This window comes from uncultured Intestinimonas sp., assembly GCF_944387245.1.
Lineage (GTDB): Bacteria > Bacillota > Clostridia > Oscillospirales > Oscillospiraceae > Intestinimonas.
In genome coordinates, this window is sequence record NZ_CALXEE010000023.1 from 1 (window position 1) to 21,428 (window position 21,428).

General features: G+C 64.5%; 15 protein-coding genes. 10 read left to right on the top strand and 5 right to left on the bottom strand.

What is annotated here, in order from left to right; genetic code table 11:
• From Q0K15_RS04865 to galT, 5 genes are all read left to right on the top strand, one after another.
• The coding region (locus Q0K15_RS04865; protein WP_294513103.1) for a DNA-directed RNA polymerase subunit beta at positions 1-2,070 on the top strand (2,070 nt) is incomplete at its 5' end.
• 20 nt (positions 2,071-2,090) lie between these two features.
• Positions 2,091-5,882, top strand: coding sequence for a DNA-directed RNA polymerase subunit beta' (rpoC, locus tag Q0K15_RS04870; protein ID WP_294513106.1), 3,792 nt, complete (start codon positions 2,091-2,093; stop codon positions 5,880-5,882).
• Positions 5,883-6,022: 140 nt separating this feature from the next.
• On the top strand, positions 6,023-7,060 hold the full coding sequence (locus Q0K15_RS04875) for a LacI family DNA-binding transcriptional regulator (RefSeq protein WP_294513109.1): 1,038 nt from the start codon (positions 6,023-6,025) through the stop codon (positions 7,058-7,060).
• 125 nt (positions 7,061-7,185) lie between these two features.
• Positions 7,186-8,178: a UDP-glucose 4-epimerase GalE gene (gene galE, locus Q0K15_RS04880; RefSeq protein ID WP_294513112.1), complete on the top strand. Its 993-nt coding sequence runs from the start codon at positions 7,186-7,188 to the stop codon at positions 8,176-8,178.
• A gap of 4 nt (positions 8,179-8,182) precedes the next feature.
• Complete coding sequence (gene galT / locus Q0K15_RS04885) at positions 8,183-9,676, top strand: UDP-glucose--hexose-1-phosphate uridylyltransferase (RefSeq protein WP_294513114.1); 1,494 nt, start codon at positions 8,183-8,185, stop codon at positions 9,674-9,676.
• A gap of 43 nt (positions 9,677-9,719) precedes the next feature.
• On the opposite strand, the gene Q0K15_RS04890 is transcribed toward galT, so the two are convergent.
• The 5 genes from Q0K15_RS04890 to Q0K15_RS04910 all read right to left on the bottom strand — a co-directional run bounded on the left by Q0K15_RS04890 (position 9,720) and on the right by Q0K15_RS04910 (position 15,875).
• Complete coding sequence (locus tag Q0K15_RS04890; protein WP_294513117.1) at positions 9,720-11,249, bottom strand: AAA family ATPase; 1,530 nt, start codon at positions 11,247-11,249, stop codon at positions 9,720-9,722.
• The gene (locus Q0K15_RS04895; RefSeq protein ID WP_294513120.1) at positions 11,246-12,571 is read right to left on the bottom strand and encodes a VWA-like domain-containing protein; all 1,326 of its coding nucleotides are present in this window, start codon (positions 12,569-12,571) and stop codon (positions 11,246-11,248) included. The genes Q0K15_RS04890 and Q0K15_RS04895 overlap by 4 nt, the downstream gene beginning before the upstream one ends.
• A gap of 8 nt (positions 12,572-12,579) precedes the next feature.
• Positions 12,580-13,557: a leucine-rich repeat domain-containing protein gene (locus tag Q0K15_RS04900; RefSeq protein ID WP_294513123.1), complete on the bottom strand. Its 978-nt coding sequence runs from the start codon at positions 13,555-13,557 to the stop codon at positions 12,580-12,582.
• Positions 13,558-13,691: 134 nt separating this feature from the next.
• Positions 13,692-14,300 (bottom strand): hypothetical protein, encoded by a 609-nt coding sequence (locus tag Q0K15_RS04905; RefSeq protein ID WP_294513126.1) that lies wholly within the window; start codon positions 14,298-14,300, stop codon positions 13,692-13,694.
• Between the two features lie 87 nt (positions 14,301-14,387).
• On the bottom strand, positions 14,388-15,875 hold the full coding sequence (locus Q0K15_RS04910; protein ID WP_294513129.1) for a hypothetical protein: 1,488 nt from the start codon (positions 15,873-15,875) through the stop codon (positions 14,388-14,390).
• 202 nt (positions 15,876-16,077) lie between these two features.
• On the opposite strand from Q0K15_RS04910, the gene Q0K15_RS04915 reads away from it, so the two are divergent.
• The 5 genes from Q0K15_RS04915 to Q0K15_RS04935 are packed head-to-tail and all read left to right on the top strand — an operon-like array spanning position 16,078 to position 21,301.
• Positions 16,078-16,503 carry a VOC family protein gene (locus Q0K15_RS04915; protein ID WP_294513132.1) on the top strand — a complete coding sequence of 142 codons (426 nt, stop codon included), beginning with the start codon at positions 16,078-16,080 and terminating at the stop codon, positions 16,501-16,503.
• A gap of 13 nt (positions 16,504-16,516) precedes the next feature.
• On the top strand, positions 16,517-17,308 hold the full coding sequence (locus tag Q0K15_RS04920; protein WP_294513135.1) for an acyl-CoA dehydratase activase: 792 nt from the start codon (positions 16,517-16,519) through the stop codon (positions 17,306-17,308).
• Positions 17,305-18,582: a 2-hydroxyacyl-CoA dehydratase family protein gene (locus Q0K15_RS04925; protein ID WP_294513138.1), complete on the top strand. Its 1,278-nt coding sequence runs from the start codon at positions 17,305-17,307 to the stop codon at positions 18,580-18,582. The genes Q0K15_RS04920 and Q0K15_RS04925 overlap by 4 nt, the downstream gene beginning before the upstream one ends.
• A gap of 16 nt (positions 18,583-18,598) precedes the next feature.
• Entirely contained in the window at positions 18,599-19,723 is a 1,125-nt protein-coding gene (locus Q0K15_RS04930) for a 2-hydroxyacyl-CoA dehydratase family protein (protein ID WP_294513141.1), read from the top strand.
• 12 nt (positions 19,724-19,735) lie between these two features.
• Positions 19,736-21,301, top strand: coding sequence for a CoA-transferase (locus Q0K15_RS04935; protein ID WP_294513144.1), 1,566 nt, complete (start codon positions 19,736-19,738; stop codon positions 21,299-21,301).
• The last annotated feature ends 127 nt before the right edge of the window (positions 21,302-21,428 follow it).

The window sequence follows — 21,428 nt, forward strand, 5'->3', positions numbered from 1 at the left end:
CTGGCCTCCTACGCCCGCATCAACCGGTACGGCTTCATTGAGGCCCCCTACCGGAAGATCGACAAGGCCACCGGCCGGGTCACCGATGAGATCGAGTATATGACCGCCGACATCGAGGACGAGTACACCATCGCCCAGGCCACCGAGCCCGTGGACGAGAACGGCTTCCTCCTCAACGCCCGTATCACCTGCCGTCACCGCAATGAGGTCATTGAGGTGGACCGGGAGCAGGTGGACTATATCGACGTCTCCCCCAAGATGATGGTGTCCATCGCCACCGCCATGATCCCCTTCCTGGAGAACGACGACGCCAACCGCGCCCTGATGGGCGCCAACATGCAGCGTCAGGCCGTGCCCCTGCTGACCACCGAGGCCCCCATCGTGGCCACCGGCCAGGAGCACAAGAACTGCATCGACTCCGAGATCGTCATTCTGGCGGAGGGCCCCGGTGAGGTCACCAAGGTCTCCGCCCAGTATATCACCGTCCGCTACGACGAGGGCCGTGTGGTGGAGTACAAGCTCACCAAGTTCATGCGCTCCAACCACGGCACCTGCATCAACCAGCGGCCCATCGTCAGCGTGGGCCAGCGGGTGGAGAAGGGCGACGTCCTGGTGGACGGCCCCTCCACCTCCAACGGCGAGATCGCCCTGGGCAAGAACATCCTCATGGGCTTCATGACCTGGGAAGGCTACAACTACGAGGACGCCATCCTGCTCAACGAGCGTATGGTCAAGGAGGACGTCTTTACCTCCATCCACATCGAGGAGTACGAGACCGAGTCCCGCGACACCAAGCTGGGGCCCGAGGAGATTACCCGCGACATTCCCAACGTGGGCGAGGACGCCCTGAAGGACCTGGACGAGCGCGGCATCATCCGTGTGGGCGCCGAGGTCCACGCCGGCGACATCCTGGTGGGCAAGGTCACCCCCAAGGGCGAGACCGACCTCACCGCCGAGGAGCGCCTGCTGCGGGCCATCTTTGGTGAGAAGGCCCGTGAGGTCCGCGACACCTCTCTGAAGGTGCCCCACGGCGAGAGCGGCATCATCGTGGACGTGAAGGTATTCACCCGCGAGGCCGGCGACGAGCTGTCCCCCGGCGTCAACGAGGTGGTCCGCGTCTATATCGCCCAGAAGCGTAAGATCTCCGTGGGCGACAAGATGGCCGGCCGTCACGGCAACAAGGGTGTCGTGTCCCGGATCATGCCTCAGGAGGATATGCCCTTCCTGCCCGACGGCACCCCCCTGGACATCGTGCTGAACCCCCTGGGCGTGCCTTCCCGTATGAACATCGGTCAGGTGCTGGAGGTCCACCTGGGCTACGCCGCCCAGGCTCTGGGCTGGAAGGTGGCCACCCCCATCTTCAACGGCGCCAACGAGCCCGAGATCGCCGCCACCCTCCAGGCCGCCGGCCTGGCCGAGGACGGCAAGAGCTGGCTCTACGACGGCCGTACCGGCGAGCGGTTTGATAACCGCGTCACTGTGGGTTACGTCTACTTCCTCAAGCTCCACCACCTGGTGGATGATAAGATCCACGCCCGTTCCACCGGCCCCTACTCCCTGGTCACCCAGCAGCCTCTGGGCGGCAAGGCCCAGTTCGGCGGCCAGCGCTTCGGCGAGATGGAGGTGTGGGCCCTGGAGGCTTACGGCGCCGCCTACACCCTCCAGGAGATCCTCACCGTCAAGTCCGACGACGTCACCGGCCGTGTCCGCACCTACGAGGCCATCGTCAAGGGCCACAACGTGCCCAAGCCCGGTGTGCCCGAGTCCTTCAAGGTTCTGGTCAAGGAGCTCCAGGCCCTCTGCCTGGACATCCAGGTCCTGGACCACGACGGCAACGAGATCGAGCTCAAGGACGACGACGAGGACAACTACCAGCCCGACCGCATCCGGGACGACGACGACTTCTACGGCTACAACGCCGGTGGGGAGTCCGATTTCGCCGCCGCCGGCTTCACCCTCAAGGAGGGCAGCGACGACGATGACCTGGCGGCCTCCGATAGCGATGACGACGGCCTGGAGTTTGAAGAGGGCGAGATCTCTCTCGACGGCGACCAGGACGATATGGAATAAGAAAGGGAGGACGATAGAATATGAGCTACGCTGAGTTTGACGCCATCCGAATTGGCATCGCCTCCCCGGAGCAGATCCTGGAGTGGTCCTACGGCGAGGTCCTCAAGCCGGAGACCATCAACTACCGCACCCTGAAGCCCGAGCGGGACGGTCTGTTCTGTGAGAAGATCTTCGGGCCCACCAAGGACTGGGAGTGCCACTGCGGCAAGTACAAGAAGATCCGCTATAAGGGCAAGATCTGCGACCGCTGCGGCGTGGAGGTCACCCGGGCCAAGGTCCGCCGTGAGCGCATGGGCCACATCCAGCTGGCCGCCCCCGTGTCCCACATCTGGTACTTCAAGGGTATCCCCTCCCGGATGGGCCTGCTGCTGGACATCAGCCCCCGCATCCTGGAAAAGGTGCTCTACTTCGCCGCCTATATTGTCACTGACCCCGGCTTCTCTCCTCTGGCCAAGAACCAGATTCTCACCGAGAAGGAATACCGGGACATGCGGGAGAAGTACGAGGACGACTTTGAGGCCGCCATGGGCGCCGAGGCCGTGAAGAAGCTGCTCCAGGATATCAACCTGGAAGAGCTCTCCGAGCAGCTTCGTGCCGAGCTCAAGGACGCCTCCGGCCAGAAGAAGGCCCGCATCGTCAAGCGCCTGGAGGTGGTGGACGCCTTCCGCATCTCTGGCAACAAGCCCGAGTGGATGATTATCGACGTGCTGCCTGTCATTCCCCCTGAGCTGCGCCCCATGGTGCAGCTGGACGGCGGCCGCTTCGCCACCTCTGACCTCAACGACCTCTACCGCCGGGTCATCAACCGCAACAACCGCCTCAAGCGCCTCATCCAGCTCAACGCCCCCGACATCATCGTCCGGAACGAGAAGCGGATGCTTCAGGAGGCGGTGGATGCCCTCATCGACAATGGCCGCCGCGGCCGTGCCGTCACCGGCGCCAACAACCGTGCCCTCAAGTCCCTCTCCGACATGCTGAAAGGTAAGCAGGGCCGTTTCCGTCAGAACCTGCTGGGTAAGCGCGTGGACTACTCCGGCCGTTCCGTTATCGTGGTCGGCCCTGAGATGAAGATCTACCAGTGCGGCCTGCCCAAGGAGATGGCCATCGAGCTCTTCCGGCCCTTCGTCATGAAGAAGCTGGTGGAGGACGGCCTGGCCAACAACATCAAGTCGGCTAAGAAGATGGTGGATAAGGGCCGTCCCGAGGTGTGGGACGCCCTGGACTTCGTCATCAAGGAGCACCCCGTGATGCTCAACCGTGCGCCTACGCTGCACCGTCTGGGCATCCAGGCCTTCGAGCCCGTGCTGGTGGAGGGCCGCGCCATCAAGCTGCACCCCCTGGTGTGTACCGCCTTCAACGCCGACTTCGACGGCGACCAGATGGCTGTCCACGTGCCTCTGTCCGCCGAGGCCCAGGCCGAGGCCCGTATCCTGATGCTCTCCGCCAACAACCTGCTGCGTCCCCAGGACGGCGGCCCCGTCACCGTGCCCACCCAGGACATGGTGCTGGGTTCCTACTACCTCACCTATGAGAAGTACGAGGACCACGACTTCGCCTACGAGGATGTGGCTGCCGTGAAAGCCGCCCTGGCCGAGGGCACCGTCCAGCCCGACGACAAGGTGTGGGTGAAGCATCCCGGCTCCCTGGACGACATCCCCACCTACGCCGGCATCTGCGCCGACACCCCCGACGGAGAGCTGCCCCGTGAGATCTACCGGGTGTATTCCGACGACGGGGAGGCCCGTCTGGCCTACGACGAGGGCGAGCTGGATCTGCATATGCCCATCCTGGTCCGCCGCTCCATGGAGGTGGACGGCGAGACCCGCCACAAGCTGGTCCGCACCACTGTGGGCCGCCTGATCTTCAACGAGGGCATCCCCCAGGATCTGGGCTTTGTGGACCGCACCGATCCCGAGACCATGTTCGATCCCGAGATCAACTTCATCACCGGTAAGAAGCAGCTGGGCAAGATCATTGACAAGTGCATCACCAAGCACGGCTTTACCGTTTCCGCCACCGTGCTGGACACCATCAAGGCCCGGGGCTATAAGTTCTCCACCCGGGGCGCCCTGACCGTCTCCATCCACGATATGACCGTGCCTCCCCAGAAGCCCGAGCTCATCGCCGCCACCGAGAAGGAGATCGTCAAGATCGACCGCCAGTACAAGCGCGGCTTCCTGACCAACGACGAGCGGTATCGTCTGGTGGTCCAGGCCTGGGAAAAGACCACCAAGGACGTGACCGACGCCCTGATGAACGTGCTGGACCGGTACAATCCTATCTGGATGATGGCCGACTCCGGCGCCCGTGGTTCCACCGCCCAGATCCGTCAGCTGGCCGCCATGCGTGGCCTGATGGCCGATACCTCCGGCCGTACCATTGAGATCCCCATCAAGTCCAACTTCCGTGAGGGTCTGTCCGTTCTGGAGTACTTCATCTCCTCCAGAGGCGCCCGTAAGGGTATGGCCGATACCGCTCTGCGTACCGCCGACTCCGGTTACCTGACCCGCCGTCTGGTGGACGTGTCTCAGGAGGTCATCATCCGCGAGCACGACTGCGGCACCCACGACGGCATCCTGGCCAGCGAGATCGTGGAGAACGGCCAGGTCATCGAGACCTTCGGCGAGCGCCTGAAGGGCCGCTATCCCGTGGAGGACATCTGCGATCCCAAGACCGGTGAGCTCCTCATCAGCCGGGACACCATGATGACCCCCGACGACGCCAAGCTCCTGGAGGACCACGGCATCCACTCTGTCATGATCCGCTCTGTGCTCACCTGTGAGTCCCGCAGCGGCGTGTGCTCCAAGTGCTACGGCATCAACCTGGCCATCGGCGAGACCGTGGGCGAGGGCGAGGCCGTGGGTATCATCGCCGCCCAGTCCATCGGCGAGCCCGGTACCCAGCTGACCATGCGTACCTTCCACACCGGCGGCGTGGCCGGCGGCGATATCACCCAGGGTCTTCCCCGTGTTGAGGAGCTCTTCGAGGCCCGCCGTCCCAAGAAGATGGCCCAGCTGGCCGAGATCAGCGGCAAGATCAGCATGGAGGATGCCAAGAAGGGCGGTATGGTCAACGTCAGCATCACCGCCAACGACGGTGAGGTGGTCACCTACACCCTGGCCTACAACTCCGGTATCCGGGTGAAGGAGGGCGACACCGTCCAGAAGGGCGACATGCTCACTGACGGCGCCCTGTACCCCGCCGATGTGCTGCGCATCCGCGGCATCCACGCCGTGTACGACTACCTCATCCAGGAAGTCCAGAAGCCCTACCGTCAGCAGGGCGTTGATATCAACGACAAGCACATCGAGGTCATCGCCCGTCAGATGATGCGGAAGGTCCGCGTGGAGGACGCCGGCGACTCCGACCTCCTCAGCGGCTCCACCATCGACCTCATCGAGTTCAAGGACGCCGAGCGCGCCGTCCAGGCCCGCATCGACGCCGGCGAGACCAACAACGGTCTGGAGCTGAAGCTCCCCGTGGCCACCCGCCTCATCATGGGTATCACCAAGGCCTCCCTGGCCACCGAGTCCTTCCTGTCCGCGGCCTCCTTCCAGGAGACCACCAAGGTCCTCACCGAGGCCGCCATCAAGGGCAAGGTGGACCACCTGCTGGGCCTGAAGGAGAACGTCATCATCGGTAAGCTCATCCCCGCCGGCTCCGGCCTGGCCCGGTACCGCCAGTTCGACTGGGATACCATGAGCCCCGACGACGAGCCCTCCGCCGAGCACCCTGTGGAGGCCGAGGAGGTCCCCGTGGAGACTGGCGAGGACGCCACCGCCGGGAGCGACGACACCATCACCGTGGAATAAGGGGCTGTTCTAAGCCTGTAAAGAGCACCGGCGCACAGATTTTGTCTGTGCGCCGGTGCTTTTTTCCTTGCAAATGGGAACGGCTGGAGCTAAAATATTTTTAGTAAAATTATCTTAAGCATTGGAAAGGAGGGGAGCCCATGGCCACTCTGAAGGAGCTCTCGGAGCGGACGGGGTATGCTCCGGCCACCATCTCCCGCATTCTCACAGGGGACCCCGGCTTGGCGGTGAGTCCGGAGGCCCGGAAGAAGGTGCTGGAGGAGGCGGGTAAGCTCAACTACGCGGCCACCAAATCCCGGCGGGGCCGGGCGCCCAAGACTCTCATGCGGGCGGCGGCGGCGGAGCGGCTGACCCCGGCCCAGCAGCTGGAGGACCCCTTCTACCTCTATCTCCGGGGTTATGTGGAGCAGGCCTGCCTGGACCAGCGCATCGCCTTTCAATATCTGTCCAGAAGAGGGGAGGGTTTTGCCCCGCCGGAGGGAGCGGTGGACGGGGTGGTGGCCATCGGCCGCTTCCCCCTCCGGGAGGCGGAGGCCCTGGCGGCGGTGAGCCCCAACCTGGTCTTTCTCAACTCCTCCCCCGATGAGTCCCGGTTCGACTCAGTGGTTCTCAACTACGACCTGGGTATCCGCCTGGCGGTGGATTACCTGCTGGGGCTTGGACACCGGAAGGTGGGCTTTATTGGCCCCGCTCTCCGGCCTGACGACCGGGGAGAGCCGGCGCCGGAGGTCCGCCGGGAGCGGTTTATGGCCCATATGGCCGCCCACGGCCTGCTGGACCCCGCCTATTTGGTGGAGGCCCCTATGGATGCCCACTCCACCGCCGCCGCCATGAGCGCCTACCTGGCCTCGGGCGCCCCACGGCCCACCGCCTTTCTGGCCGCCAGTGAGGAGACCGCCCTGGGCGCCGTCCGTGCCATCACCGAGGCGGGGCTCTCCATCCCCGGGGATCTCTCCCTGATCTCCTTCAACGATACCCCCCTCTCCGCCCTGGTCACCCCCGCCCTCACCTCGGTGTCCACCCACGCCGAGGAGATGGGCCGGGCCGCCGTCCGACTCCTGGCGGAACGGGCCGACCTCCCCGGCCGGCCGCCGGTGCGCACCCTGCCGGTGAAGGTGGTGGTGCCACCCTCTCTGGTGGTCCGTGAGAGTGCCGCTCCTCCGTCAGAATGCCCATAAGAGAGCGGGTGCAACTGTGCGCTCTGACAAAGTTAAATTTTTAGTAAAAATTCAACTTGCTATTTGATCCCGGTACGGATATACTGGAATTACCAGAGGAAATTTGGAAAGGAAGGCGCATCAGAATGGCGATTTTAGTGTTGGGCGGGGCCGGCTACATCGGGTCCCATACGGTGTACGAGCTCATCGACGCAGGCCGGGACGTGGTGGTGGCGGACAATCTCCTCACCGGCTTCAAGCAGGCGGTCCACCCCAAGGCCCGGTTCTATCAGCTGGACATCCGGGACAAGGGGGCGCTGGATACTCTGTTCCAGGCGGAAAAGATCGAGGGTGTGATCCACTTCGCCGCCTCCTCCCAGGTGGGGGAGAGCATGTCCGACCCCCTGAAGTACTATGACAACAACCTCTACGGTACCATGGTGCTCCTGAAGTCCATGGTGGAGCACGGGGTGGACAAAATCGTATTCTCCTCCACCGCCGCCACCTACGGCGAGCCGGAGCGGGTGCCCATCCTGGAGAGCGACAAGACCGTGCCCACCAACTGCTACGGCAACACCAAGCTGTCCATGGAGCAGATGATGGGCTGGGTGTCCAAGGCCCACGGCCTTCGGTATGTGGCCCTGCGGTACTTCAACGCCGCCGGCGCCCACATCTCCGGCGCCATCGGCGAGGCCCACGACCCGGAGACCCATCTGATCCCCATTATCCTCCAGGTGCCCAACGGCCAGCGGGACCATGTGGGCATCTACGGGGACGACTACCCCACCCCCGACGGCACCTGTATCCGGGACTACATCCATGTGAGCGACCTGGCCCAGGCCCACATCCTGGCCCTGGACTATCTGATCAAGGGCGGCGAGAACAACGTTTTCAACCTGGGCAACGGCGTGGGCTTCTCGGTGAAGGAGGTCATCGACGTGGCCCGGAGCGTCACCGGCCACCCCATCCCCGCGGAGGTCTCCCCCCGCCGCTCCGGAGATCCCGCCCAGCTCATTGCCTCCTCTGCCAAGGCCGTGGAGGTTCTGGGGTGGAAGCCCAAGTACAACGACCTGAGCACCATCATCTCCACCGCCTGGAAGTGGCATCAGGCTCACCCCCACGGCTACGGGGAGGGCTGAGCACATGGTGGACAGAGAGATCCAAGCCCTTGTTGCCTACGCCCTGGATACCGGCCTCATCGAGCCCTGTGAGCGGGTGTGGGCGGTGAACGCCCTGCTGGAGGCCCTGGGGCTGGACAGCTATACCGAGCCGGAGACCCCGCCACAGCGCCCCGTGGACCTGCCCGCCGTGCTCACCGCCCTCATGGACGATGCTCACGCCCGGGGCGTGCTCAAGGAGGACTCGGTGGTCTACCGGGACCTCTTTGATACCAAGCTGATGGGGGTGCTCACTCCCCGGCCCGCCCAGGTCATCGCGAAATTCCAGGCCCTCTGCGCCGAGAGTCCGGAGCAGGCCACCGACTGGTACTATAAATTCAGCCAGGATACCAACTACATCCGCCGGGACCGCATCGCCAAGGACGTGAAGTGGATTGCCCCCACGGAGTACGGGGACCTGGACATCACCATCAACCTCTCCAAGCCGGAGAAGGACCCCAAGGCCATCGCCGCCGCCCGCAACCTGCCTGCGTCTGCCTATCCCCGGTGCCAGCTGTGCGCTGAGAACGAGGGCTATGCCGGCCGGGTCAACCACCCTGCCCGGGAGAACCACCGCATCGTCCCCATCACCATCAACGGCTCGCCCTGGTTTTTGCAGTACTCCCCCTACGTCTACTACAATGAGCACTGTATCTGCCTCAACAGTGAGCACGTGCCCATGAAGATCGACCGGGCCTGCTTCGCCAAGCTGCTGGACTTTGTGGGCCAGTTCCCCCACTATTTTGTGGGCTCCAACGCCGACCTGCCCATCGTGGGCGGCTCCATCCTGGCACACGACCACTTCCAGGGCGGCCACTACACCTTCGCCATGGAAAGGGCGCCGGTGGAGACCCCCTTCACCTTCCCAGGCTACGAGGACGTGAAGGCCGGCATCGTGAAGTGGCCCATGTCGGTGGTCCGCCTCACCGCCGCCGACCCGGCCCGGCTCATCGATTTGGCAGACAAGATCCTGTGTTCCTGGCGGGGCTATACCGATGAGGCCGCCTTTATCTTTGCCGAGACCGACGGGGAGCCCCACAACACCATCACCCCCATCGCCCGCCGCCGTGGGAGCGACTATGAGCTGGACCTGGTGCTCCGCAACAACATCACCACCGCCGAGCACCCCCTGGGCGTCTATCACCCCCACGCCGAGCTCCACCACATCAAGAAGGAAAACATCGGCCTCATCGAGGTCATGGGTCTGGCCGTCCTCCCCGCCCGGCTGAAGGAGGAGCTCTCCGCCGTGGCTGACGCCCTGGTGAGCGGCGCCAACCTCCGTGCCGACGAGCGCACCGCTAAACACGCCGACTGGGTTGATGGATTCAAGTCCAAGTACACCATCACGGCGGACAACGCCCTGGATATCGTGGAGAAGGAGACCGGTTTGGTCTTTGCCCAGGTGCTGGAGCACGCCGGCGTCTACAAGCGCACAGAGGAGGGCAAAGCTGCCTTCCTGCGGTTCCTGGAACAGGTCTGAAATCAGTAAAAAACGGTCCCGCCTGAAAAGGCGGGACCGTTTTTCACTGTTCCGGGGCCGTTTTCTCTCCCTGCCGCACTTGCGCGATCTCAGAGAGAAGGGCCTGCTGGGTGTCGTTGAAGAGAAGGGATTTATTGTGGCGGTAGTAGGCCTCGCAGCCGAAGTTCTGGATGAACCAGGAGGTGTGGGTGCCGGCGGTAAGCTCGGTGGCGAAGATGACCAGCTCCTGGCCCTCCCCCAGGGCGGCCTCCAGGAAGGCGAAGGCCTGCTCCAGATGGTCCCCCACCTGGGCGGCGGCATTGGCCCGGAGGGCCACGTCGGACTGGAAGTCGGCCTTCAGGAGGTCAAAGGCGGCGGTACTGTCGGCGGGGGAGGCTTCCTTCAGGTGACGGAGCAGCTCCTCCAGCCGGGCCAGATGGGCCAGGACCAGCCGCTCCCCCTGCCGGTCGCCGGAGCCGGCGGAGCGGCGGCGGGAGAGGTCTTGACGGAGGGCATCGGCCTTTTCAGCCAGAAAGTTGTCGGGCCGGACGGCGGGGAGCTTCCCCTTCAGGGCGGCCAGATCGGCGTGGAGGGCGTCGGCCAGGGCGTCCAGCTCCCACACCTTCCGGCACTCCTCCCGGAGCCGGGAGAGGAGCAGCCCTAAAATGCTCAGCCGCTGGTCGAAGGGGGCGGCGGAGAGCTCCCGGACCATCAGGGGGGACCACTGTCCGGAGAGAATCTCGTCCACGTGGTAGACCCTGCGGTACTGGTCGTAGAGGGCCAGGTACTCGGCAAAGTCCCGGGCAATGCGGGGGAGCTGGAGGTATTCCCCCACCACCTCACGGTCGGCTGGGATGCCCAGGGCCTCGTAGGAGAGGAGGAGCTCGGAGAGATCTTCCCAGCCTCGGGCGGTGACGAACTGGAGGCCGTCGGCAGTGCGCTCCACGGCGTAGAAGTTCTCCTTGCGCAGGTCCAGGTAGGAGAGGATGGCCCCGTGGATGCCCCGGGCCTGGGCGTATTCCTTCCACACGCCGTAGTCGGCGGTGATGTCCATGCGCTTCACCCGGTCCAGGGTGACCACGTCGAACTCCCGCACCGACTTGTTGTACTCCGGCGGGTTGCCGGCGGCGGCGATGATCCAGCCCTCGGGCAGGCGCTGGTTGCCAAAGGTCTTGCACTGGAGGAACTGGAGCATCATGGGGGCCAGAGTCTCGGAGATGCAGTTGATCTCGTCCAGGAAGAGAATGCCCTCCCGGACGCCGGTCTCCTCCATGGTCCGGTAGACCGAGGCCAAAATCTCGCTCATAGTGTACTCGGTGACCGAGTGGACCTGATCGCCGAAGGTCTCCTCCCGGATGAAGGGGAGGCCCAGGGCGGACTGGCGGGTGTGGTGGGTGATGGTGTAGCTCACCAGGCCGATGTCCAGCTCGGCGGCGATCTGCTCCATGATCTGGGTCTTGCCGATGCCCGGCGGGCCCATGAGGAGGAGGGGCCGCTGCCGCACCGGCGGGATACGCCAGGCCCCCAGCTCGTCTTTGGACAGATAGGCCCGGACGGTGTTTTGGATCTCCTCTTTGGCGCGTTTGATGTTCATGGATCTTCCTCCTCGGAAAGGGTGTCAGGGTAGGCGTCCTCCTGGATAAGCTCGTCCTCGTCCAGCAGCACCCGGATGCCCCAGGGGGGCACTCGCTCGGGGAAGCCCTGCTGGGAGAGCATGACGAAGGCGGCGTCGTAGGCGGGCCGCCGGGCGGGGTAGATCCCCAGGCCGTCGGTGAAGTAGAGAAGCCCCCGCAGGTCCCGGAGCTCCCCCTTCTGGAGCAGGCCGTCTACATGTGCAAAGACGGGCCGGAAGTCGGTGGCGCTCTGGCCGGTGAGCTGGAAATGCTCCATGGCGGCTTTCAATTCCTCTTCATTGGTGATGAGCTGGTCGGAGCGGAGCTGGTCGTCGCACTGGAGGAGCCGGAGGCGGAAGGTGCGGAAAAAGCTCTCCGATTCCTTGAGGATGGTGTAGGTGTAGGAGAGAAATTCCCGTACCAGTTCCCCGGAGGTGGACATGGAGGTGTCGATGGCGATGACCAGGTCCCGGACCCGGCGTGTCTCCCGTGTCTCCAGGGGCTCAATGAGGGGCATGTTGCCGTAGCGGCGCAGGCCGTAGGCGTAGTAGCCGTAGTCAAAGGCGTCGGCGTCCACCCCCAGCTCCTCCCCCAGTACCGCAAAGCGCTGGAGAAAGGCCCGGTAGTTGTGCTTCTCCCGTGCCTCCACCTTCAGCTGCTCCAGCACCGCCTGACCGCCGGTGGCGTTCTGGCTGAACACCGTCTCCATGCCGGTCTGCACCCGCTGGGCGGCGCGCTGCCACTGTTCCTCGTTCTCCTGGGACTCCTTCTGCTCCCAGAGACTGTGGTCGTCCTGGAGGAATTCCCGGGCCAGGGTGGCCCGCTCGTAAGGGGAGAGGCGTTCCCGGCGGAAGGCGCGGTAGATGGCCTCGGCGGTGAGGGCCTTGTCCCCGTCCCCCAGCCGGGCGTAGAGGGCCTGCCGCCGGCTCACCGCCACCGGTGCGGCCAGGCAGGGGTAGTCCAGGCCGTCCAGGACGGACTCCACCGCGATGTCGCAGCACAAGTCCCATAGCTCCCCATCCCGGCCACGGCGCTTGGGGAGGTGGCGGAGGAGACAGTGGAGGACGGTGTGGAGGTAGGCACGGCACACCAGGGCGCGGCTGCGCTCATACCGGGCGGAGAGCCAGGTGCCGCAGTAGTAGAGGGCCCGGCCGTCGGTGGCCAGGGTGGGAGTCTCGAAGCCGGTCTCCGGCCGGAGGGCGCCCAGGGCGGCGTCCAGAAAGGGCAGGTTGAGGTAGAGCTCGTTCCGGGCGGCAAACAGGATCTTTTGGCCCAAAGCCTGCCATTCACTGCGTTCTGCCATGGTCCACCTCACAGATCAAAGGACTTGTCCAGGCCCTGCCCCGGGGCGGGGCGCAGGTCCTCCAGCAGGAGGGCCAGGGCCTCGGTGTTCCCCCGCTGCCGGGCGGCGTCACAGGCGGCGGCGCGCTGGGCGGGGGAGAGGAGCTTTTGGGAGAGAAGAAAGGAGAGACCCTCGGTGTCCCGGCGGTCCAGCAGGAGGGTGACGGCCACCTCCCCGTGGTCGCAGAGGGCGGAGCGGTAGGCATCCTCCGCCCCGGCGGAGAGCCGGAGGGGCCAGCGGAGCCGGTCCAGGGCCATCCGGCAGACGGATAAAAAGTCGTGCTCGGCCAGAAACCGTTCCAGGCAGCCGTCGTAGGCGCCGAAGTCCACGACGCCGTCCCGGACGCACTGTCGGCAGGCGTAGCCGCCCCCCTGGATGCGGGTCTGGAAGATGTGGGGGGCGGCCAGCAGCTCCAGCTCCTCGTGCCAGGCGGGGAAGAAGAGCCGGGCCTCCTCCCCGTCAGGGAAGCGGAGGACCACCTCCAGGTCAGCCACGCAGTCAGCCAGCAGGGGGCGCAGGCAGCTCCTGCCGTCCTCCCCCAGGGTCAGGGTGATTTTTTGAAGGGGACAGTTCATGAAGGAGTCGCTGCCCAGCCGCTCCACGGACCCGGTGAGGGTGAGGCGGGCCAGGTTCCGGCAGTTGTAGAAGGTGTAATCCCCTACAGTTTTGAGCATGGCGGGGAGGACCACCGAGTGGATGGCGGAGGCGTCGTGCCGGGGGTCCGGCCCGCCGCAGGTGACGCGGACCTGGAAGGCGTCGTCACAGCCGGAGAGGTCGGGCTCCCGCTGGGAGAGGGCATAGGGCCCCAGGGCGGTCACCGGCTCACCCAGGACCCGGTCGGGCAGTATTACATGGGCGGTGCCGGCGGTGCAGCGCAGGATGGTAACGCCCTCCGGCTCCCTGCGGCAGGTGAGGAGCAGCTCGCTCTCACCGGTCTGTTGTTCCATGTGGTCCCCTCCCTTCGGTTTCAGCAGGCAACATGATACCACCTCCGTTCCGGCGAGGCAAGAGGGACAAATGGACAAAAAGGCTCCGCCGTGACCGGCGGAGCCTTTTGAATCTGAGCAGGGACAGAGCTGTTTTATGCGTCGTCCATTTCGGAGAAGGTGGCCAGCAGGGCGGAGAAGGCCTCATCGTCCTCCGTGGTGGAGAAGAGCATGATGTTGATGAGGTAGTCCCCCTGCTTGCGCAGATACTGCCGCTGATAGGGGGTGTCCTGGCCCTCCATGGTCAGGGGCACCATGATATAGGCGTGGCCGGGCAGCTGAACGGTGACGGAGGTGCCCACGGAGTAGGTGGCGCCCTCCAGCTCGGCGCCGGCCTCCAGGCCGTCGATGTAGTCGTTGGCGTTGCCGCTGTAGCTCTGCACCAGGATGAGGATGCCGTTTCCGGTCTCGGTGTCCTTGGCGGAGAGCTCATAGTGATAGACAGAATCGGGGTCTTCGCCGGTGCCGCCCCGCTGGAGGTCCAGGGCCTTGTCGGCCTCGGCGCTCATGGCATCCAGGTCCTCCTGACTGGTGGACTCCCAGCCCTGGGGCAGGGTGAAGCGGAGATCCACAAAGGCGTCGTAGAAGATGCTGTCCCGCCAGTAGCCGGGGGAGTAGTGGTTGCGTTTGTCTTCGCTGCAGCTCGTCAGCAGTACGCCCAGCAGGGCGGTCAGCAGGAGCAGCGCGATGGTGCGCTTTTTCATGTCTGTCCTCCTGTGCAGATAAGATTCTTTTCGTATCATACCACAAAAAAGGGGAGAAGAAAACACCCAGCTATACCCGACAACAGGTCAGAGGGAACCGGGATCACCGGCGGGGGTCTGGTGCTCGGAGTCGCCGCCCGGGTGCATGGTGAGCATACGGTAGATCATCCCGCCATACCGGCGCTCCAGCTCGGGCACGTCCCGGTGGTCGAAGCACCGGCAGGCGCTCAGGGACTGGAGGTGCTCCAGGTAGCGCTGGGCGGCCTGGATCAGAATGTCGCTCTGGACGGTGTAAAACATGGGGCCCTCCCCCGTCAGGTAGGCGCCCGGACTCTTGAGGAAGAGCTTTTTGGGAGTCAGATAGACCCCGAAGCCCGGCTGCGGCCCCGGCGGAAGGGCGTCGTCATCCAGGACAAAAAAGCGGATGTCGTGGTTGGCCAGGACCCGCTCCTTGATGTTCTCCAGATGCTCCAGGCGCTGGGCATACGACATGCGGTAGGGGATGTCGGCAAAGAGCAGCTCGCCGGAGTCCAGATAGCGCAGAAGGGAGGATTTGAGCAGGTAAAAGTCGATGTGGCTCTTTTGAAAGACCTCCTCCCAGGTGATGAACAGCCTCCTGAGGTCCCAGACGGGACCGGCTGCGGGGCCGCCGGCCTGGAGGATGGGTTCGCAGACGGAAGGGGGCAGCAGGAATTCAAAGCCGTAGGGGGAGAAAAACTGAAACTGGTCCCGGCTGTAAAAATCGGTGCGGTATCCGCCCCGGCGCATGTCCTCCGGTCGGGCGGGGCTCAGCAGGACGGGCCGCTCGGAAAGACGGGCCATGGCAGTTTCCCGCAGATGGGTTCCCGCCGCGCCCTGGGCCATGACGAGGGCGTCCAGCTCGCCGCGGCCGTCCATGCTCATGAGCATGCCGCCGTGCTCACCCACCGCCAGGAGCCCTTCCCGCTCCAGCCCCGCGCCGTCGTACAGGGTGAGGAAGCTCTCGCGGTTCCGGCTGAGGAAGCCGTAGAGCAGCCCCATCTCCTCCTGACCGCCCTGGCGGAAGGGGGTCAGGTCCAGAGCGGCGTGGATGTGGACCCCTTTGCCGTGAAATAGGTGCTCCAGGGCGGGGAGATCCCTGCTTTTGAGCAGAGTGAGGAGGTCAATGGTGCAGACCACCGTCTCCCCCTTGCCGGGAGTCGGGATGGCCCGCAGCCGCTCCAGGATCTCGTGGTGCCGGACCAGCAGCTCCGCCTCCGACGCGGCGGCGGACCCGGAGACAGTCCGGTGGTGGACGGAGGCGTCGTAGGCCTCGGACAAAAGGGCGGTGATCCGCGATTCTAACCCTTCCTGGGCGCCGGCGCCCGGGAAGGCGGCGTCAAAGGCGGCCTCTGCGCCGTCCCGGCGGATGGCGTCCCCGAAAAAACGCCCCAGCGCCACATCCACCGTGTGGGCGGTCTTGGGCGCGGGGAGCAGGTCCTTGTTGCACCACTTGCTGATATAGGAGACGTCGTAGCCCACCTCATCGGCCACCGCGTAGAGCTTGCTGCCTGTGAAGTCCACCAGCCGCCGGAGCAGCGCGCCATACTCCGTCATAATAGATCCCTCCCTGTGTCCCTGTTGGGGTCAGTATACCATAGGTGGAACCACTTTTCAAATCCGCTATGCAACTTGAATCAAGTTGCATAGCGGATTCAAGTTTGATGCAACTCATTTCCAGAAAAGTCCATTGCATTTCATGGCTTCACGCCGATGGCCGTGCTACACTGGTGCCACTTCAAAAGAAAGGGTGACCAATATGAAGCCCCTGCGGATGCACCACGTGGGAGTGGTCCTCCCCACCGTGGAACAGGCGGAACACCTCATCAAGCTTTTTGGCCTGGAAGTGGACTACCGAGGCTATGTGAAGAGCTATCACGCCGACCTGATCTTTACCAAGTACGGCCCACGGGAGAGTCCCATTGAGTTCATCATTCCCCATGAGGGGGTGCTCACCCGCTTCAACGGCGGAAAGGGCGGCATCGCCCACATCGCCTTCGAGGTAGAGGACGTAGAGGCCGCCAGCCGGGAGCTGGAGGCCCAGGGCCTGGAGATGCTGGAGAAAGAGGCGGTGGAGGGCACCTCCGACATCATCGTCAATTTCCTGCGTCCCCGGTACTCTGAGGGTGTCCTTTTCGAATTGGTCCAGACCGTAGGCCCCATCGACCGCGGCGAGCAGCACTGAGGGAGGAAACGGTATGTATACCATGGGCATCGACGTGGGCTCCGCCTCCTCCAAGGCGGTCATCCTCCGGGATGGAAAAGAGGTGGTGGCGGGTCTGGCCGTTCAGGCGGGCACCGGCAGCAGCGGTCCCGGACGGGTGCTGGAGGAGATCGCCGCCACGAGCGGGCTCGATCTGAAGGACATGGCCTTCATCCTGGCTACCGGCTACGGCCGCACGGCCCTGCCGATGGCCGACAAGCAGATGAGCGAGATCACCTGTCACGCCAAGGGGGTCTTTTTCCAGGACCCCTCTGTCCGCACCATCATCGACATCGGCGGACAGGACGTGAAGGCCATCGCCCTGGACGACCGGGGCGGCATCCGCCAGTTCTATATGAACGACAAGTGCGCCGCCGGTACCGGCCGTTTTCTGGAGGTCATGGCCCGGGTGCTGGAGGTGCCCCTGGAGGAGATGGCGGAATATCACTTCCGCTCCAAAAATCCCGCCCAGGTGAGCAGCACCTGTACGGTCTTTGCCGAGTCCGAGGTCATCTCCCTCCTCTCCCGGGGGACGGCCAAGGAGGATATCATCGCCGGCGTCCACTTCAGCGTGGCGGCCAAGGCCTGCGCCCTGGCCCAGCGTGTGGGGGTCCGGCGGGAGGTGGTCCTGTGCGGCGGCGCCGCCAAGAACGGCGGTGTGGCCGATGCCATTGAGAAGGAACTGGGGGCGCCCCTGGTGGTGGCCCAAAACCCGCAGCTCACCGGCGCGCTGGGCGCCGCCCTGCTGGCCTATGAGGAAATGATGCGAAAGGAGCGTTCCGCATGAGTGAGAAATCTGTCCAAGAGATGACCGCGAAAGAGCTTCTGGCCTATTACCAGGCCAAGCTGGATGAAGAGGCCCGCCAGGCCAAGGCCAACGGCAAGCTGGTGTGTTGGTCGGCCTCGGTGGCGCCGCCGGAGATGTGCGTGGCTATGGACATTGCCATGGTATACCCCGAGACCCACGCCGCCGGCATCGGCGCCCGCAAGGGGGCCATGGACATGCTGGAGGTGGCCGACCGCATGGGCTACTCCGTGGACTGCTGCTCCTACGGCCGGGTGAACATGGGATACATGGAGCTGCTGAAGGAGGAGGCCATGACGGGAAAGACCCCCGAGGCCCTGGCCAACTCCCCCGCCGCCCGGGTGCCCCTCCCCGACCTGGTCATCACCTGCAACAACATCTGCAACACCCTTCTCAAGTGGTATGAGAACCTGGCCGCCGAGCTCAACATCCCCTGCATCGTCATCGACGTGCCCTTCAACCATACCATGCCCGTGTCCGAGCACGCCAAGGAGTACATCGCCGACGAGTTCCGCAACGCCATCTCTCAGCTGGAGGTCATCTGCGGCCGGCCCTTCGACTATGAGAAGTTCCACCAGGTCCGCCGCCAGACCCAGCGCTCCATCGAGCAGTGGAACCGCATCGCCTCCATGAGCCGCTATAAGCCCTCCCCCCTCAACGGCTTCGATCTCTTTAACTATATGGCTCTGGTGGTGTGCGCCCGCAGCCGGGACTACGCCGAGATCACCTTCAGGAAGTTCGCCGACGAGCTGGAGGAGAAGTATAAGAAGGGCGAGTCCGCCTTCAAGGGCGCCGAGCAGAACCGCATTGCCTGGGAGGGCATCGCCGTGTGGCCCTATCTGGGGCACACCTTCAAGACCCTGAAGAACCAGGGTACCATTATGACCGGTTCAGCCTACCCCAACATGTGGGATCTGACCTATGACGCCGAGGACGAATCCCTCCACTCCATGGCCGAGGCCTATACCCGCACCTATATCAATACCTGCCTGGACAACAAGGTGGCCGTCCTGCGGCGGATCATGGAGGAGGGCCAGTGTGACGGCGTCCTCTACCACCTCAACCGCAGCTGTAAGCTCATGAGCTTTTTGAACGTGGAGACCGCCGAGCGCATCCAGGAGAAGAACGGTCTGCCCTACGTGAGCTTTGACGGCGATCAGACCGATCCCCGGAACTTTGCTCCCGCCCAGTACGATACCCGGGTCCAGGCCCTGGGCGAGATGATGGAGCAGGCTGCCGACGGCGGCCAGGCATGAGGAAGGAGCGGTAGTCATGGAAGAGAACATCAAAGCCCTGCTGGAGCAGTTCAGAGCCATCGCCGGCGATCCCAGGAAGGCCATGGCCGACCACCTGGCCGAGACGGGAAAAGGCGCCATCGGCATGATGCCCATTTACGCTCCCGAGGAGCTGGTCCACGCCACCGGTTACCTCCCTGTGGGCCTATGGGGCGGCAGCCGCCCCGTGACCAAGGCCCGGACCTATCTGCCCCCCTTTGCCTGCTCCGTCATGCAGCAGGTCATGGAGCTGGAGTGCGAGGGGGCCTACGACGACCTGGCCGCCGTGGTATTCTCCGTCCCCTGCGATACCCTCAAGTGCATGTCCCAGAAGTGGAAGGGGACCTCTCCCGTGCTGGTCTTCACCCATCCCCAGAACCGGGGTCTGGAGGCGGCCAACCGCTTCCTGGAGCGGGAGTATGCCATTTTGAAGGAGAAGCTGGAGGGCATCACCGGGGTGAAGATCACCAACGCCGCCCTGGAGCGCTCCATCCAGATCTACAATGAGAACCGGGCCGCCATGCGGGAGTTCTCCGCCCTGGCCGCCCAGTATCCACAGGTCATTTCCGCCGTGGACCGCCACGCCGTCTTCAAGGCCCGGCTCTTCATGGAGAAGTCCCGCCATACCGCCCTGGTGCGGGCGCTGATGGAGGCCGTCCGGGCGGAGGAGCCCCAGCCCTGGACCGGAAAGAAGGTGGTGGTCACCGGTATCCTGCTGGAGCCCAACGGCCTGCTGGAGCTCTTTGACCGGCTGGGCCTGGCCATCGTGGCCGACGACCTGGCCCAGGAGTCCCGTCAGATCCGGGTGGATGTGCCCGACGGCGACGAGGCTCCCCTCTACCGCCTGGCCCGGGTGTGGCAGAACATGTATGGCTGCTCCGTGGCCACCGACACCAAGAAGCAGCGTGGCCCCATGCTTATGGATATGGCCCGCAAGACCGGCGCCGATGCCGTTGTGGTGGCCATGATGAAATTCTGTGACCCCGAGGAGTGGGACTATCCCATCTACTACAAGCAGTTTGAAGCCCAGGGGGTCCGCAGCCTCATGATCGAGGTGGACCAGGAGTCCACGTCCTTTGAACAGCTCCACACCCGGCTCCAGAGCCTGGTGGAGACCCTGTAAGGGGGCAGGAGCATGGGCAGGGTCAAGATCATCTCCCCGGAGGCGGCAGCCGGCCTCCTCAAGGACGGGGACACCTTTACCACCAGCGGCTTTGTGGCCAGCTGTATCCCGGAGGCGGTGAACAAGGCCGTGGAGCGCCGCTTCCTGGAGACGGGCCATCCCAGGGACCTCACCTATGTCTATGCCGGCTCCCAGGGCAATAAGGACGGCAGCGGCGGAGAGCACTACGCCCACAAGGGGCTGCTCAAGCGCTTCATCGCCGGCCACTGGGCCACCGTACCCGCCCTGGGCGAGATGGCGCTGCGCAATGAGATTGAGGCCTATAACCTCTCCCAGGGCGCCCTGTGCCATCTCTTCCGGGACATCGCCGCCCACAAGCCGGGCACCATCACGCCGGTGGGCCTGGGGACCTTCATTGATCCCCAAAACGGCGGCGGAAAGGTCAACAGCATCACCACGGAGGACCTCGTAGAGCGCATCACCATCAAGGGAAAGGACTACCTCTTCTATCCCGCCTTCCCCATCCACGTGGCCTTCCTGCGGGGGACCTACGCCGATGAGCGTGGCAATGTGACCCTGGAAAAGGAGGTGGCTACCCTGGAGGCCACCTCGGTGGCCCAGGCCGTGAAGAACAGCGGCGGCGTGGTGGTGGTCCAGGTGGAAGAGGTGGTCCGGGCGGGCAGCCTGGACCCCAGGCTGGTCAAGGTCCCCGGCATCTATGTGGACTATGTGGTGGTGGCCGGGCCGGAGGATCACGCGCAGTCCATCGGCTGCCGGTACGATCCCGTCCTCTCCGGAGAGCGCCGGGCGCCGGACGCGGAAGCGGCGCCGCTGCCCCTGAGCGCCAAGAAGATCATCGGCCGCCGGGGCGCCCTGGAGCTGCGGCCGGACATCACGGTGAACCTGGGCGTGGGCGCGCCGGAATACGTGGCCTCCGTGGCCGCGGAGGAGGGGGTCGGCGACCGGATGACCCTGACGGTGGAGGGCGGCCCTGTGGGCGGCATCCCCCAGGGCGGTCCCCGGTTCGGCGCCTCCGCCAACGCCGACGCCATCCTGGACCAGGGCTATCAGTTCGACTTTTATGACGGCGGCGGACTGGATCAGGCCTATCTGGGACTGGCCCAGTGCGACCAGCACGGCAACATCAATGTCAGCCGCTTCGGACCTAAAATCGCCGGCTGCGGCGGCTTTATCGACATCAGTCAGAACACCAGGAAGGTCTTCTTCTGCGGGACCTTCACCGCCGACGGGCTGAAGGTCCGCATCCAGGATGGGACCGTCCACATCGACCGGGAGGGCCGGAGCAAAAAGTTCCTCCGGCAGGTGGAGCAGGTGACCTTCAGCGGCGATATGGCGGTGCAGAAGGGCCAACAGGTGACCTATATCACGGAGCGCTGTGTCTTTCACCTGGAGCCCGACGGCCTTCACCTCACAGAAATTGCCCCCGGCATCGACCTCCAGCGGGATATTTTGGACCAGATGGAGTTCGTGCCGATCATTGAATACAAGGACGGCGCGGTTCCGCTGATGGACCGCCGGATCTTCCAGGAAGCCCCAATGGGTCTGGACAGCGTCTGAGTCGCCGTCAGGAGCCGTTGAACGTCTTTTTTCTTCGAATCCAGCCCTCAACTTGAGGGTCTCTCCCTCTTTATCTATCTCAGTTCATGCCGTACGGCCCGCTGAAACAGCGGGCCGTACGGCATTT

Coding starts and splice junctions, on each gene's coding strand:
- rpoC (WP_294513106.1), top strand. CDS start 2,091: ATGAGCTACGCTGAGTTTGACGCCATCCGAATTGGCATCGCCTCCCCG.
- Q0K15_RS04875 (WP_294513109.1), top strand. CDS start 6,023: ATGGCCACTCTGAAGGAGCTCTCGGAGCGGACGGGGTATGCTCCGGCC.
- galE (WP_294513112.1), top strand. CDS start 7,186: ATGGCGATTTTAGTGTTGGGCGGGGCCGGCTACATCGGGTCCCATACG.
- galT (WP_294513114.1), top strand. CDS start 8,183: ATGGTGGACAGAGAGATCCAAGCCCTTGTTGCCTACGCCCTGGATACC.
- Q0K15_RS04890 (WP_294513117.1), bottom strand. CDS start 11,249: ATGAACATCAAACGCGCCAAAGAGGAGATCCAAAACACCGTCCGGGCC.
- Q0K15_RS04895 (WP_294513120.1), bottom strand. CDS start 12,571: ATGGCAGAACGCAGTGAATGGCAGGCTTTGGGCCAAAAGATCCTGTTT.
- Q0K15_RS04900 (WP_294513123.1), bottom strand. CDS start 13,557: ATGGAACAACAGACCGGTGAGAGCGAGCTGCTCCTCACCTGCCGCAGG.
- Q0K15_RS04905 (WP_294513126.1), bottom strand. CDS start 14,300: ATGAAAAAGCGCACCATCGCGCTGCTCCTGCTGACCGCCCTGCTGGGC.
- Q0K15_RS04910 (WP_294513129.1), bottom strand. CDS start 15,875: ATGACGGAGTATGGCGCGCTGCTCCGGCGGCTGGTGGACTTCACAGGC.
- Q0K15_RS04915 (WP_294513132.1), top strand. CDS start 16,078: ATGAAGCCCCTGCGGATGCACCACGTGGGAGTGGTCCTCCCCACCGTG.
- Q0K15_RS04920 (WP_294513135.1), top strand. CDS start 16,517: ATGTATACCATGGGCATCGACGTGGGCTCCGCCTCCTCCAAGGCGGTC.
- Q0K15_RS04925 (WP_294513138.1), top strand. CDS start 17,305: ATGAGTGAGAAATCTGTCCAAGAGATGACCGCGAAAGAGCTTCTGGCC.
- Q0K15_RS04930 (WP_294513141.1), top strand. CDS start 18,599: ATGGAAGAGAACATCAAAGCCCTGCTGGAGCAGTTCAGAGCCATCGCC.
- Q0K15_RS04935 (WP_294513144.1), top strand. CDS start 19,736: ATGGGCAGGGTCAAGATCATCTCCCCGGAGGCGGCAGCCGGCCTCCTC.